8 protein-coding genes and 1 tRNA gene are annotated in these 14944 nt (G+C 67.4%); 4 read left to right on the top strand and 5 right to left on the bottom strand.

Going from position 1 to position 14944, the window contains the following annotated elements:
• Positions 1-128: 128 nt before the first annotated feature.
• Positions 129-2123 carry a TPM domain-containing protein gene (locus tag AWC14_RS07575; protein WP_045385817.1) on the bottom strand — a complete coding sequence of 665 codons (1995 nt, stop codon included), beginning with the start codon at positions 2121-2123 and terminating at the stop codon, positions 129-131.
• Between the two features lie 48 nt (positions 2124-2171).
• On the opposite strand from AWC14_RS07575, the gene AWC14_RS07570 reads away from it, so the two are divergent.
• Entirely contained in the window at positions 2172-3431 is a 1260-nt protein-coding gene (locus AWC14_RS07570) for a deoxyguanosinetriphosphate triphosphohydrolase (protein WP_057003569.1), read from the top strand.
• A gap of 92 nt (positions 3432-3523) precedes the next feature.
• On the top strand, positions 3524-5413 hold the full coding sequence (dnaG, locus tag AWC14_RS07565; protein ID WP_045384098.1) for a DNA primase: 1890 nt from the start codon (positions 3524-3526) through the stop codon (positions 5411-5413).
• Here the strand turns inward: dnaG and AWC14_RS07560 are convergent, their stop codons facing one another.
• Positions 5414-5662: a hypothetical protein gene (locus AWC14_RS07560; protein ID WP_045384101.1), complete on the bottom strand. Its 249-nt coding sequence runs from the start codon at positions 5660-5662 to the stop codon at positions 5414-5416.
• Between the two features lie 130 nt (positions 5663-5792).
• Here AWC14_RS07560 and AWC14_RS07555 point away from each other — a divergent pair.
• Positions 5793-5865, top strand: a tRNA-Asn gene (locus tag AWC14_RS07555).
• 77 nt (positions 5866-5942) lie between these two features.
• On the opposite strand, the gene AWC14_RS07550 is transcribed toward AWC14_RS07555, so the two are convergent.
• Together AWC14_RS07550 and AWC14_RS07545 are read right to left on the bottom strand one after the other, a co-directional pair.
• Complete coding sequence (locus AWC14_RS07550) at positions 5943-10067, bottom strand: bifunctional nitrate reductase/sulfite reductase flavoprotein subunit alpha (protein WP_045384110.1); 4125 nt, start codon at positions 10065-10067, stop codon at positions 5943-5945.
• A 334-nt stretch (positions 10068-10401) separates the two neighbouring features.
• Complete coding sequence (locus tag AWC14_RS07545; RefSeq protein ID WP_045384104.1) at positions 10402-12318, bottom strand: acyl-CoA dehydrogenase family protein; 1917 nt, start codon at positions 12316-12318, stop codon at positions 10402-10404.
• Positions 12319-12374: 56 nt separating this feature from the next.
• Between AWC14_RS07545 and AWC14_RS07540 the strand changes: the two genes are divergently transcribed.
• Positions 12375-13070: a VIT1/CCC1 transporter family protein gene (locus AWC14_RS07540; RefSeq protein ID WP_045384108.1), complete on the top strand. Its 696-nt coding sequence runs from the start codon at positions 12375-12377 to the stop codon at positions 13068-13070.
• On the opposite strand, the gene AWC14_RS07535 is transcribed toward AWC14_RS07540, so the two are convergent.
• On the bottom strand, positions 13051-14944 hold a 1894-nt coding region (locus tag AWC14_RS07535; protein ID WP_211282294.1), incomplete at its 5' end, for an ATP-binding cassette domain-containing protein. The two genes, AWC14_RS07540 and AWC14_RS07535, sit on opposite strands and share 20 nt — an antisense overlap.

Raw genomic sequence — 14944 nt, 5'->3', positions numbered from 1 at the left:
AACCACCACGAAGCGGCCCTGTCACGCTGACACACCGCAACGCAGCACCATCACCCTGACACTGAGCGCAAACCCGGCAATAACGTCGGCGTGTCGGCCGGGGACACGCACGCTCGCGCCAACTGGGGCTAAAATCTCCCGCCGCCGCCCATGAAACCGCCATCCGACGAGCCGCCGAAAGACGTTGGGCCCCAACCACCGTCGTCCCAACCGCCACCGCCCCAGCCGCCGTAACCGCCGCGCATCGCCCCGCCGAGCAGGTCACCGATGATGATCCCGCCCATCATCGCACCCATGTTGTTGCCGCCGTATCGCCCGGCGTAGGCGCGCTGAATGGACTGGACGTCGTCGTTGGCCAGCGACTGTGCCTGAGCCGCCAGCGCCGCCGCGCTATTGGCGTGGGCGATCGCGTCGCTGACGTCGCTCGACCGTTTGTCAAGGGCTGCTTGCAATTGCCGGTTCGCTTCGGCGAGCCGGGTCCGCGCTTCCGGCCCGATACTGCCGCGGCGGGTGTCGATGAACTCCGACACTGCCCGCACCCGCGACTGTGCGGTGAACAACGCCTGTTCCAGTGTGCGGTTGAGCCGTTCGGCAGTGGCCTGCTCTTCGGCGACGGTGGCCAGCAGCCGGTCCAGATCGGCGTCGGCTTTGGTCAATCGGGTGAATGCACCGAGCGGATCGGCGGAGCCGCCGGCACGGGCGGCGTCGACGGCGTTGACCGCGGCGTCGCGCGCGCCGGCCAGTTCGCGGGCGTGCGGCGCCTTGAGGTTCTGTGCCAGGTGGGTGTTGGCCTGTTCGATCCCGGCCTGGATGTCGGCGATCAGCGACGGCAGGGTGGCGACGGCGTGGTGGATGTCGCTTTCGGCGCTGTCGACCGCGTCGAGCAGCGCACGGGCCTGCCGCAGCGACGACTCGGCGGCGCGGACCGCGTCAACCAGCCCGGTCTGCGCGCCGCTGATCGGTCGCGCCGCCAGGTCACGCGCGCGGGTGATGTTCTGCTCGGCGAAGGCCAGCCGCTCCTTGGCCGACGCGACGTTGCCGGACACCGAAGTCAGTGCGGCGGCGTCGAATTCGTCGTGCAGCGCGGCCAATCGCTGCTCCGACGGTGAAATCCGCGCAGTCAGCTCGACCAGCTGCTGGGTGAGCCCGTCGAGCCGCATCGGCGCGTTGATCAACAGGTCGCGCATTTGCTCGAAAGCCTCGCGCTGCTCTTCGAGTCCGCGATCGGCCCGTGCCGCCGAGACGATCACCCGGGTCAACAGCTCCCGCCGCTGTTCCGGCGTTTCCGGTATTGCGTCGTCGAGTTGCTGGCGGACGGAAAAGGCTTGTGCCAAAGCCTCTTTCGCTTTGCCGACGGCACGGGTGAACGGCTCGGTTCGCTGTTCGCCGAACTCCTCGACCGCCAGCGCCAGCTCGTTGGCGCTGGTGCGTACCGCGTTGTCGACGTTGACCACCATCGACCGTGACAGATCGTCGAGGGCGTCCAGTGGCACGCCGGCCAGCGCGTCCGGGTCGGTCGGATCGACCCGTCGGGCCGCCTCCAACTCGGCGGCGCGGCGTCGGCGTCGGCGATACCGCATCACCAGCAGCAAAGCCACGACCGCGATCGCGACCACGCCCAGCGCGATCACCAGCGGCACCCAATTCGGTGAGCCCGGGGCCGGGTTGAGTCCGTTGGCCGCGGCAATCGCCGCGCCGCTCCAGTCGCCGCGATGCAGCGCGGGCTCGATCTGGTTGCGCCGCAAGTCCTCGACCTGGCTGGAGCTGACGCTCTTCACGCTCGACGGCACCAAAAACGCGTACGCATGGTCGACGGTCGCCACCGCCAGCAGCGCATCGTTGCCGTCCAAGTCGCTGGCACGCCAAGTGCTTTGCGCCCAGCCCGTCGGTGACTGACCTGAGAAGTCGTCGACGTAGACCACCCACAGCCGGATGTGGCGGTCGCCGTAGAGCTTGTTCACGGCCGACCCGACCGCGTCGCGGCCCGAGCCGCTCAACGCGCCCGCCTTGTCGGTGAGGTAACCGGAGAGCCGGAAGGGCGGCTCGGCGCCGGCCGATGGGGCCAGCAGCACTCCGGTGGTCAGGGTCGCCAGCAACACGGCCAGCAGGCGGACAACGCGCATGCTCGCCAATCTAATGCGGGCTGGACCCAGCTGGCAGACTGAGCGTCGATGACCCCGCAGGATCCCTACAGCGACTTCGACCGGGAGCGGTCGGTGCCCGAAGCGCCGAAGACCGCCGGGTTGCCGGGCACCGAGGGCCAGCACCGCACCGACTTCGCCCGGGATCGTGCCCGGGTGCTGCACAGCGCCGCGCTGCGCCGGCTCGCCGACAAGACGCAGGTCGTCGGGCCCCGGGAAAGCGAAACCCCGCGGACCAGGCTGACGCACTCGCTGGAGGTCGCCCAGATCGGGCGGGGGATGGCGATCGGGTTGGGCTGCGACCCGGATCTCGTCGACCTGGCCGGCTTGGCGCACGACATCGGGCATCCGCCGTACGGGCACAACGGCGAGCAGGCGCTCGACGAGGTCGCCGCCGGCTGCGGCGGCTTCGAGGGCAACGCACAGAACTTCCGGATCCTGACCAGCCTCGAGCCCAAAGTGCTTGACCCGCAAGGGCGTAGCGCCGGGCTGAACCTGACCCGGGCGGCGCTGGACGCGGTCACCAAATATCCGTGGACGCGCGGCCCCGGCAAACGCAAGTTCGGCTTCTACGACGTCGACCGCGAACCGGCCGCTTGGGTGCGCGAACACGCGCCGGCAGAGCGACCCTGCCTGGAAGCGCAGGTGATGGATTGGGCCGACGACGTCGCATATTCGGTGCACGACGTCGAGGACGGGGTCATCTCCGGCCGCATCGACCTGCGAGTGCTCGGCGACGACGACGAAGCCGCCACGCTGGCCAAGCTGGGCGAGCGGGAATTCTCCAAGGTGTGTGCCGACGACTTGGTGGCCGCCGCGGGGCGGCTGTCGGGGCTGCCGGTGGTGGCCGCGGTCGGCAAGTATGACGGAACGCTCGCCGCGTCGGTGGCGCTCAAACGGTTGACCAGCGAGCTGGTTGGCCGGTTCGCCTCGGCGGCGATAGCGGCCACCCGGGCGGCGGCCGGGCCCGGCCCGCTGGCCCGCTATCGGGCAGATCTGCACGTGCCCGAGCTGGTTCGCGCCGAGGTCGCGGTCCTGAAGATCCTGGCGCTGCAGTTCATCATGTCCGACCCGCGGCATCTGGAAACGCAGGTCGCCCAGCGGGAACGGATTCACCGGGTGGCGCAGTGGCTGCTGGCGGGCGCGCCAAGAACCCTCGACCCGGTGTTCGTGCCGGCGTTCAACACGGCCGCCGACGACGCCGCCCGGCTGCGGGTCGTCGTCGACCAGATCGCCTCCTATACCGAAGGGCGGCTGGAGCGGATCGAGGCTGGGCACCTCCCCGGGTGAGCGTGCGCAGTTGTACGCCCATACCGCGAAAAACACGTACAACTGTGCACGCTCGCCGAAAGGACGGGGGTTCCGCGCCTTACACTGACCCGATGGCCGGCCGCATCTCCGATCGCGATATCGCCGCCATCCGCGAACGAGTCCGCATCGACGAGGTCGTCGGCGACTACGTGCAGCTGCGCCGCGCCGGCGCCGACTCGCTGAAGGGCCTCTGCCCATTCCACGACGAGAAGTCGCCGTCGTTTCATGTGCGGCCCAACCACGGTCACTTCCATTGCTTCGGCTGCGGCGAAGGCGGCGACGTGTACGCATTCGTCCAGAAGATCGAGCACGTCACGTTCGTCGAAGCGGTTGAGCTGCTGGCCGACCGGATCGGGCACACGATCACCTACACCGGAGCGGCCACCAGCGTGCAACGCGACCGCGGCAGCCGCAGCAGGCTCATCGCCGCCAGCGCGGCCGCCCAGCAGTTCTACGCCGAAGCCCTGGAGTCGGCGGAGGCCGCGCCGGCTCGCCAGTATCTGACCGAGCGGAACTTCGACGCCGATGCCGCCCGGCATTTCGGCTGCGGGTTCGCCCCGTCGGGCTGGGATTCGTTGACAAAACACTTGCTGCGCAAGGGGTTTGAGTTCAAAGAGCTGGAGGCGGCGGGGCTGTCGCGGGAGGGCCGGCGCGGCCCGATCGACCGGTTTCACCGGCGGCTGCTGTGGCCGATCCGCAGCGCGGCCGGCGAGGTGATCGGCTTTGGCGCGCGTCGGCTGTTCGACGACGACCCAATGGAAGCCAAGTACGTCAACACCCCCGAGACGCTGCTGTACAAGAAGTCGTCGGCGTTGTTCGGCCTCGACCTGGCCAAGCGCGACATCGCCAAGGGGCATCAGGCCGTCGTCGTCGAGGGCTACACCGATGTGATGGCGATGCACCTGGCCGGAGTGACGACGGCCGTCGCGTCCTGCGGCACCGCGTTCGGCGACGAGCACCTGTCGATGCTGCGCCGACTGATGATGGACGACAACTTCTTTCGCGGCGAACTGATCTACGTGTTCGACGGCGACGAAGCCGGCCGGGCCGCCGCGCTCAAGGCGTTCGGCGGTGAGCAGCACCTGGCCGGCCAGTCGTTCGTGGCGGTCGCCGCCGACGGCATGGATCCCTGCGACCTGCGGCTGGCCCATGGCGACGTCGCACTGCGCGACCTGGTCGCACGGCGAACCCCGTTGTTCGAGTTCGCGATCCGCAGCGCGCTGGCCGAAGTCGACCTGGACAGCGCCGAAGGCCGGGTGGCCGCGCTGCGGCGCTGCGTACCGATGGTCGCCCAGATCAAAGACCCGATGCTGCGCGACGAGTACGCGCGCCGACTCGCGGGCTGGGTCGGCTGGGCGGATGTGGCGCAGGTGGTCGGCCGGGTGCGTGAGGAGGCCAAAGGGGGCGGCCGGGGAAGGCCTCGTCGCACCGCCGCGGCTGAGTCGGCCGAGCCCGCCGCGATTCGACCCGACCCGCGCGACCCGACGCTGTGGCCGCAGCGCGAGGCGCTCAAGTCGGCGTTGCAGTATCCGGCGCTGGCCGGGCCGGTGTTCGATGCGCTGACCGTCGAGAGCTTCACCCATCCCGGCTACGCCGCGGTGCGCAGGGCGATCGACGCGGCGGGCGGGACCGGCGCCGGGATCACCGGGGGACAGTGGCTCGATGCGGTGCGCCGGCAGGCCCCGTCGCCGGCGGCGGCCGGTCTGATCAGCGAGCTGGGCGTCGAAACCATCCGGGTCGACGACGACGAGAAGATGCCGCGCTACATCGCCGGGGTGCTGGCCCGGCTGCAGGAGGTCTGGGTGGGCCGCCAGATCGCCGAGGTCAAGTCGAAGCTGCAGCGGATGTCACCGGTGGAGCAGGGCGACGAGTATCACGCGCTGTTCGGCGACCTGGTCGCGATGGAGGCGTATCGGCGCAGCCTGCTCGAGCAGGCCAGCGGAGACGACCTGACGGCCTGATTACTGCGCAACGTCGCGCTTGGCCGGCTCGACGACGCTGGTCGCCTCGTCGATCTCGGTCAACGTCACCATCCGCGCGTCGGGGGATACCCGGTTGGCGATCTTGCGGCGCCCCGCCTCGATCACCGATTTGGCGGCGGGACTGCTGGTCAGGGCGCGGTAGGTGCCGACGATCTGCTCGTAGCGGCGGCGGCCGGCCTTAGCGCCCAACACGTAACCCAGTCCCAGCACGACGAAATACCGGATCAAAACGGCCCCCTCCAGAAACGGTGCGTGGCTCCATCCTGCCTCACGTGTCCAGACCGCGTCGGTTGGCGGCGGTGTGACTTGGCGAAGCCGTAGGCCCGTAAGCTAGAGTCATCCCTCGTCGCACGGGCAATCCCCTGTAGCTCAACTGGCAGAGCATTCGGCTGTTAACCGAACGGTTGAAGGTTCGAGTCCTTCCGGGGGAGCACCTCTTGGGGCGAGCAGACACAGACTCGCACGCCAGCGCGCGGAAACGTGCGATTCTGCGTCTGCTGGCACCACCTCAGTACACGTCGCGCTGGTAGCGCTTGTCGGCAGAGAGCTTCCGCACGTAGGCATTGGCGGCATCGGCGTCCAGCCCGCCATGGCATTCCACGATGTCGTGGATCGCGCGGTCGACTTCCTTGGCCATCTGATGGGCGTCGCCGCAGACGTAGAGGTGCGCACCGGCTTGTAGCCATCGCCATATTTCCGCTCCGCGCCGGCGCATCAGGTCCTGCACGTATACCTTCTCCGGCTGATCGCGCGAGAACGCCAGATCCAGTTCGGTGAGGAACCCCCGAGCGTGCATCGCCTCGATCTCGTCGCGGTAGTAAAAGTCGGTGGCGGCGTTACGTTCTCCGAAGAACAACCAGTTCGGTCCGGGATGGTCCAGCGCGCGGCGCCGATGCAGGAAACTGCGGAACGGTGCAATCCCCGTCCCCGGCCCGACCATGATCATCGGCGCATCCGGGTCCGTTGGGGGGCGAAAGTGGTTGGCCTTCTGCACGAAGATACCGATGTCGTCGCCGTCAGCATGGTCGGCCAGGTAGGTCGAGCACACGCCACCTCGCTGGGTGCCCTCAAATTCGTAACGCACCGCGCTGACGGTCAGATGCACCTCGCGGGGATTGTCGACCCACGCCGACGAGATCGAATACAACCGCGGCGCAAGCGGTTTGAGCACAGCAAGCCACTCGTCGATGCTCGCCCTGACCGGAGACCGCGCCAGCACGTCCACCGTTTGGCGACCCCACATCCAGTCGGCCAGCGCCGCCTTGTTCTCAGGCTTCACCAATGCGGCCAACTCGGCATCATTGCTGCGTTGGGCGACGAACCGCAGCAGATCGCCAGTGATGCGGGCAATTTCGAACCGCTCGGTGAGAGCGGTGCGTAATCGCATCGACCCATGGTCCGGGATATCGATGGTGGTGTTGCCGTTCAGGCCGGTGATCTCTAGCCACTCGTCGACGAGCGCGGGGCTGTTGCGCGGCCACACCCCCAGAGCGTCACCGGCATGGTAGCTGAGTGTGCCCTCCGGCAGATCGAACGCGAACTGGCGCACTTCCTTGGTCGAACCCGGACCGCTGAGCAGAGCGTTGCGCACCAGACACGTGACGAGTGGCCTCTTGCGGCTGTAGAGCTGCGGCTCTGGCTTGGCCGGCGCGACGACGATGCCGGTGGTTGCGGGCGCGATGGCACCGCCCCCGACGAGTATTGGCGTTTTGGTCAGGGCTTCGCGCACCGCGGTCAGCCATGCGCCGGCGGTCGCTTCGTAGTCCGGTTCGCAGTTGACGCGATCAAGCATGCGAGTGGCGCCCAGTTCAGCGAGGCGGGCGTCCATCTTGCGCCCGTGTCCGCAGAAGTCGGCATAGCTGGAGTCACCGAAAGCCAAGACCGCGTAGCGGGTTTCGCCAAGCCTGGGAGTATTCTCGGCGGACAACTGTTCCCACAATGCGGATCCGTTGTCCGGTGGTTCGCCATCACCTGTGGTGCTGGTGATGACGAGCAGTTCTTTCGTCGCAGCCAGGTCTGCCACTGCAAACTCGTCCATCGCGCGCAGCGTCACCGGGACTCCGTTCGCGCCGAGGTCCGCGGCGCACTCGGCGGCGAATTCCTCGGCGTTACCGGTCTGCGATGCCCACAGCACCACGACCGGATCCCGCTGTGGCGCTTCAGGTTCGGCAGGCGCTGGACTGCGATCGCCAGTCTGGGGCGCGGGCGCCGCAAGTGCGCCAGGTATCGGGCTCCGGGAAAACAACCCGGCCATCACACCGTCCACCCACATTCGCTTGCCCGGCTCGAACGGCGCACTCAGCGGCAGAGTCGGCACCCCCGGCGTGCGGCGCCCCGTCTCGGTTCGCAGCGCGGTCACCAATCCGGCGAGGTAGCTGCGCTCCATCGCATCGAACTCGATCGCGAATTCCTCAGTCTGGCCGAGGAGTTCGGCGAGGGCGTTCACTTGCGACAAGCTGATCTCCTCCCTGGGCGGCGCCTCGGTCATCTCCGGGCCGTCCTCGACGGTGGGGGCGGCGGCGACCTTGGTCAGGGTGACGGCGCAGGCTTTGAACTCCGGTTGCTGCGAGACAGGGTCGATGGCGTCGTTGGTGACGGCATTGATCGACAGGTATTCACCGAACATGTCGTTCCAGTGAAACGGGGCGAAACAGTTGCCGGGCTGCACCCCGTCGGTGACGACCGCGGGCAGCACCGCGCGGCCGCGGCGGGACGCGACCTCGACGGCATCGTCGTCGGCAATCTGCAATCGCGCCGCATCGTCGGGGTGAATCTCGATGAACGGCCCGGGGTTGAGCTTGTTCAGCTTGGCGACCTTGCCCGTCTTGGTCATTGTGTGCCACTGGTGGGGCAAGCGTCCGGTGTTGAGCAGGAACGGGTAGTCGTCGTCGGGCATCTCGTCGGGCAGCTGGTGTGGGCGGGCGAAGAACATCGCGCGCCCGCTGGGGGTCGCGAACGCCAATCGCGGAATGCTGCCGTCCGCGTGGACCAATTGGGTTTGGCTCACCCCGTCGTTGAGGTAGCGGATCGGGTTGCGGTCGTCAGTCGCGCCCGGTGGGCACGGCCACTGGACCGGGGTCTTTCGCAACCATTCGTAGCTGATTCCACGTAGGTCGTAGCCGGTCGTGGGGTTCCAGAATTGCTTGATCTCCTCGAAAACGTCCTCGGCGCAGCGGTAGTTGAACGCGTCGGCGTATCCCATTTCGGCGGCGACGCGGGCGATGATCTGCCAGTCCGGCAGTGCTTGCCCGGGCGGGTCAACGGCCTGCTGGAACAGCGTGAGATTGCGCTCGGAGTTGATCATCACCCCGTCGCACTCCGTCCACAGCGCCGCGGGCAGCAAGACGTCGGCGTATTCGTTTGTCTCGGTCTCGCGGAAGGCGTCCTGGGTGATTACCAGCTCCGCCTTTTCCAGACCTGCCAGCACGGTCTTCCGATTGGCTACGGTCGCGACCGGATTGGTGCAGATGATCCAGCAGGCCTTGATCTGTCCGTCGGCCATGCGGGAGAACATGTCGATGGTGCCACTGCCGACCTCGGTGCGCAGCGTTCCGCGCGGAACGCCCCAGGCGTCCTCGACGAACGCGCGGTCCTCCTCGGATGTAACGGATCGCTGACCCGGCAAACCCGGCCCCATGTAGCCCATTTCGCGACCGCCCATCGCATTGGGCTGACCGGTGAGGGAAAACGGGCCGCTGCCGGGTTTGCAGATGGCGCCGGTAGCCAAATGCAAATTGCACACCGCGTTGGTGTTCCAGGTGCCGTGCGTGCTCTGGTTGAGTCCCATTGTCCAGCAACTCATCCAGTTGCCGGCCTCACCGATCCAGCGGGCGGCTGTCCGAATGTCTTCTTCGGAGATTCCGGTGATATCGCTCACCACGTCCGGCGGGTACTGCTGCAAGAAGCTGGGCATCACTTCCCAGCCCTCGGTGAACTTTTCGATGAATTCGTCGTCGGTGTGCCCGTTTTCGACGATCAGGTGCAGCAGCCCGTTGAGCAGTGCCAGGTCGGTGCCCGGGGCGATCTGCAGGAACAGGTCGGCCTTCTCCGCTGTCGCGGTGCGGCGCGGGTCGACGACGATCAGTTTGGCGCCCGCCTTGACCCGGTCCATCATCCGCAGAAAAAGAATCGGGTGGCAGTCCGCCATATTGGCGCCGATCACAAAGAAGACATCGGCGTGATCAAAATCTTGGTATGAGCCGGGCGGCCCGTCGGCCCCCAGCGACTGTTTGTAGCCGGAACCGGCGCTGGCCATACACAGCCGGGAGTTCGACTCGATCTGATTGGTCCCGATGAACCCCTTGGCCAGCTTGTTTGCCAAGTACTGGGCTTCGAGGGACATCTGCCCCGACACATACAGTGCGACGGCGTCGGGGCCGTGTTCGTCGACGATGGCCCGTAGCCGACGCGCGCACTGGGCGATCGCGGCGTCGACATCGATCGGCTCGAACGGCTCGTCTCGCTGAGGTCGCCGGTACGCCGAGTCCATGCGGCCCGGCGCGGCAAGCATCTCCGCAGTGGTGGCGCCCTTGGTGCACAACCGGCCGAAGTTGGTCGGATGCGTCTTCTTCCCGGTTGATTTGGCCACCCGTTGCCGGCCGGTCTGCGGATCCGTGTCGACCTGCAAGACCATGCCGCATCCGACGCCGCAGTAGGCGCACAAGCTGTCGACACTGTCCGGCTCGGCAGCCACGCGTGCGTCCTCCTCGATGTGCAGACGGCAGTCGTGCACCAGCGTGCAGCGGGGTTGTTTCAAGCTCGGTGAGGCGAGGTTGCGCAGGTTTTACGGCTTTCTCGCCGGCGCGGCAGCATCGTGGTGATCGGCGCGAAACCGCGAGTTAACCCCAGCTGAGTGGTTGTACAGTCAAGGTATCGCCGAGGCGCCCTGCGCTGCCGGATCGCGACCTGGGATTCACCAAACCCCCGGCAGATTCACAGTTTTCGCCAAGCCTGTATGGTGACGAGAATCACTCGGGCAGATTTTCCGGGTGCAGCATCTCGGCGTAGCGCAGCGGCTCGGGGATCCCGAATCCGTCGACCAGCGTCTCGGCGTAGGGCCGCAGCCGTCGGCAGCGGTCGTTGATGCCGCGGGTGACCGCCTTGGCGCGCTCGGTGGACAGATACCGGTGCTCGATGTACCACGCCTTGTCGTCTTCGATCACCGTCAACGCGTACAAGTCGCACACCAGATCGAGGATCTCGCGGGCCTTTTCGTCCTCGCATGAGTCGATGCCGGCGACGAACGCCTCCAATATCACCCGGTCGATGTGCGCGGACGCTGCGTGCAGCACGTGATCTTGCACCGCATTGAACGCGTCGAACGCCGACATCTCGTTGGACTTCGCCTGCAGCCGGCGCGCCACCGAGGACAGTAGATATTCTTCGCGGTCCTCGAACATCTTGACCTGGGTGCCGCGGTTGAACAGGCTGCCCTCTTCCTCGCTGTCCTGACGGGCGTCGATGATCCGCTGCATGATCGCCTCGGCCGCAGTGCGTTTGATCACCCGGTCGCTAACGGCGTTGGCGGCGAAGCGAACCCACTCCACGGGGCTCATGCTGCGGATGTCGTCGGCGTAGGCGGTCAACAGCTCCTTGGCCACCAGTTGGGTCAGGACGTGGTTGTCGCCCTCGAAGGTGGTGAACACGTCGGTGTCGGCCCGCAGCGCGATCAGCCGGTTCTCGGCCATGTAGCCGGCGCCGCCGCACGCCTCGCGGGCCTCCTGGATGGCGCGGGTGGCGTGCCAGGTATTGGCGGCCTTCAACCCGGCGGCACGCGACTCCAGCTCGCGCTGCTCCTCGGCGTCGGGCTCGTCGGCGGTCTGGATGTCATGGCATTTGGCCACCAGCTCGTTCTGCGCGAACTGCAGCGCGTAGGACTTGGCGATCAGCGGAAGCAGCCGGCGCTGATGCACCAGGTAATCCATGATCAGCACCTCATGCTCGTCGTCGGGTGCGCTGAACTGCCTGCGCTGCAACGCATATCGGGTAGCGATGTCCAACGCCAGCCGAGCCGCGTTGCCGGCGCTGCCGCCCACGCAGACCCGCCCTCGGATCAGCGTGCCGATCATCGTGAAGAACCGGCGACCCGGATTCTCGATCGGCGAGCTGTAGGTGCCGTCAGGTGCGACGTCGCCGTACTTGTTCAGCAGGTTCTCCCGAGGGACACGCACGTGGTCGAACACGATGCGGCCGTTGTCCACACCGGGCAGGCCGCCCTTGTAGTGGTTGTCCGACGTCGTCACGCCGGGCAGGTCGTTGCCGTCGGCGTCGCGGATCGGCACCAAAAAGCAGTGCACGCCGTGGTTCTCGCCGCCGGTGATCAGCTGCGCGAATACCGCTGCCATGGTGGCGGTTTCGGCGGCGCCGCCGATGTACTCCTTGCGAGCGGACGGGGTGGCGGAGTCGATGACGAACTCTTGCGTTTCCGGGTCGTAGGTGGCGGTCGTCTCTAGCGACTGCACGTCGCTGCCGTGGCCCCATTCGGTCATCGCAAAGCAGCCGCGCAGTTCGAGGTTGATGATCTTCGGCACGTACCGTTCGTGGTGGCGTTCGGTGCCCAGATTTTCCACGGCCCCGCCGAACAGACCCCACTGCACGCCGGCCTTGACCATCAGCGACAGGTCCGACATGGCCAGCATCTCGATCATCGTGATCGCGGCGCCGACGTTGCCGGTGCCGCCGTGTTCCTTGCGGAACCCGTCGTCGGCGGCGCCGGCGTCCGCCATGATCTTCATCTGCTCTGCCACCTTGGTCCGGGCGATCACCGTGTTGGGCGTGTAGTGCGGGGCGAAGATCTCGTCGGTGAGCCGCTCCCGCATCTGGTTCTTCACGTCGCGCCAGCGGCCGTCGAGCGTGTTGCGCAGATGTTCGGCAATGGTGGTCATACCCCTGACCGTAACGCGACTGCGGTCCCGACAGGCCGGTGAGTTTAGATATCGCCATGATGCAGTACGACGTCGGTCACACCCACTCGGACGTGAGCGGTGGCTGGTTGCGCGCGGCCAGCTTCGGCGCCATGGACGGTTTGGTCAGCAACTCGGCGCTGATCGCCGGGGTCGCGGCCGGCGCCGGCACCCAGGCCGTCGTGCTCAGCGGTATCGCCGGCCTGCTGGCCGGCGCATTTTCGATGGCGCTCGGCGAGTACACGTCGGTGACCACCGCCAACGAGCAGATCGACTCCGAGGTCTACGTCGAACGTCGCGCATTACGCACCCGCCCGCAGGCCGAGCGGGCCGAGCTCGTCGACATGCTGGTGCAGTTGGGCCTGACCGAGAACACCGCCGAGGTCGCCGCCGACGAGATCCACCGCGACGAGAAGGGCGCGATCACCTTCCATCTGGCACAGGAGCTCGGCGTCAACCCCAGCGAAAAGCCGTCGCCCTGGCTCGCGGCGCTGTCGTCGTTCGGGATGTTCGCCGTCGGCGCCGTGATCCCGCTGATTCCCTACCTGCTCGGTTTCGAGTCGCTGACGGCGGGACTGGCCTGCGCGGGATTCGGGCTGCTGATCGCGGGTGGCGTGGCGACCCGTTTCACCCGCAAACCGATCTGGTGGGGCGCGTCGCGCCAGCTGCTGTTCGGTGCGGTCGCCATCGCCGCCACCCACGTCGTCGGGAAGCTCATCGGGATGGTGGTGTGACGGCGGTTTCGATGCGCCGCAACCGCCACCGCACAAACGCGGCGCCCACTACTCCGAAGCCGATCAGGATCGCCATGTCGAGTAGCCACCTGCCCGCCGAATGGGTCCACGACTCGTCGTAGCTGGCCAACAGATTGATCGCATGCACGTCGACCGTGGACGCCGTGGCCGCAAAGCCCCACTGCGACGGCACCAGCCACGCGAGCTGCTCCAAGCCGAAGCGGCCGGCCAGCGGAAAAGCCCCGCCGGAGAACAGCAATGACAGCAGGATCAACACCACGGTCATCAGCACCAGCTGTTCGGTGTACTTGGCCAGCGACGAGAGCACCACCGCTACGATCACCGACACAATCGCCGTGACCGCCAAGCTGACGTAGAGCTCGAAGGCCGGGCTGCCCAGCAGGACAGCGCCTTTGACCGGGGCGCCCTTGCCGGCGACCGCGGCGGTGGTGATGATCGCTGTCTGCACCAGGGCCGCGAACCCGTAGACGATGATCTTGGCGGCCAAGTAGGCAGATGTCGTCAATCCGTCCGCCTGCTCACGCGCAAAGATGCTGCGCTCGCGGAACACGTCTCGGATGGCCAGTGCGGTACCCATCACAACCGCACCGAGATTCAGCACCGACAGGATCTCCAGAGCCTCGTCGGGGCTGTCGCCGTACGGGTCGGCCTGTCCCAGCCCGGCATCGCCGGGCACTACCAAGGCGAACGCGCCGAACAGCAACGGCAGGATCGTCAGGAAGATGAAGTAGCGCTGGTCGGCGACCAGCAGCCAGGCCTGCCGTCGAGTGGCGACGGCGATTTGCCGCCACAGGCCCAGGCGTTCCGGCGGGCCAAGCGGCTCGACGGTTTCCGTGGCAGCGGGCGGCTCCTGGCCGCGTGCCAGGAATTTCTGGTGGGCGCCGTCGGGGTCACTGGTGACCTGCGCCAAGAGTTCCGGCCAGCTGGCGTCGATCTCCGCCGGCGGCCCGGCGAAGGCGGTGGTGCCGGCCGAGGTGAGCACCAACACCTGGTCGCATACATCGAGGTGGTCGACCGCCGTTGTCGACAGCACCACGACGCGCCCGGCGTCGGCGAGGCGTCGCAATGTCGCCAGGATCTGCTGTTGACCCGTGGCGTCGAGGCCGGCGGTCGGGTCGTCGAGAACGACCAGCGACGGCTCCGTGATCAGTTCGGAGGCCAGCGAGGCGCGCTTGCGTTGTTCGATCGCGAGCTTGCCGACCTGGATGGTCCGCAGCGAATTCAGTCCCAGCTCGGCGATGACACGGTTCACAATTCGACGGCGCTCGCCGGCGGAAGTGCTTGGTGGCAACCGCAATTCGGCGACGTATCCCAACGCCTGTTCGACGGTGAGCTGAGAATGCACAAGGTCGTCCCGCGGCACGATACCGATGTAGGGCCGGATCGCGTCGTACTCGCCGTGCACGTCGTGGCCGCCGACGGTGACGGTGCCGTAGCGGGGCCGCGCGGCGCCGCCCAGCAGCTCGATCAGGGCGGATACGGCGGCTGGTGACGGCCCGGTGATCGCGGTCAGCGTGCCCGGCTGTGCGGTGAGCGACACGTCGGAGAGCAGCTGGTGCCCGTCGGTGCCGAGCCACAACCCTCGGGCCTGCAGTGCACCGAGTTTCGGCGCAGGGCGCGACGGGCCCTCGGCGGATTCGGCGCGGGCGTGCGGCAATCGACTGGTGGGCGCCGTCTCGTGGGGCCGTGGGGCCGGCCGATTCGGGAGCAGCCGCTGCATGGCTTCTGTCATGCGCCCGACCAGATCGTGCCCCTTGCGCTGGGCAGCCTGTGGCCACGACGGCTGCGATTCCGGTTGCGGCACAGTGGGTTTCGGATGAGCCTCGGGTGGCGGTGCCGGAGGCGGCGGCGGT

The organism is Mycobacterium kyorinense, assembly GCF_002101735.1.
Taxonomy (GTDB): domain Bacteria; phylum Actinomycetota; class Actinomycetes; order Mycobacteriales; family Mycobacteriaceae; genus Mycobacterium; species Mycobacterium kyorinense.
The sequence above is the reverse complement of the archived record's forward strand: the minus strand, read 5'-3'. Positions and strand labels throughout refer to the sequence as shown.

Coding starts and splice junctions, on each gene's coding strand:
- AWC14_RS07575 (WP_045385817.1), bottom strand. CDS start 2,123: ATGCGCGTTGTCCGCCTGCTGGCCGTGTTGCTGGCGACCCTGACCACC.
- AWC14_RS07570 (WP_057003569.1), top strand. CDS start 2,172: ATGACCCCGCAGGATCCCTACAGCGACTTCGACCGGGAGCGGTCGGTG.
- dnaG (WP_045384098.1), top strand. CDS start 3,524: ATGGCCGGCCGCATCTCCGATCGCGATATCGCCGCCATCCGCGAACGA.
- AWC14_RS07550 (WP_045384110.1), bottom strand. CDS start 10,067: ATGGTCTTGCAGGTCGACACGGATCCGCAGACCGGCCGGCAACGGGTG.
- AWC14_RS07545 (WP_045384104.1), bottom strand. CDS start 12,318: ATGACCACCATTGCCGAACATCTGCGCAACACGCTCGACGGCCGCTGG.
- AWC14_RS07540 (WP_045384108.1), top strand. CDS start 12,375: ATGATGCAGTACGACGTCGGTCACACCCACTCGGACGTGAGCGGTGGC.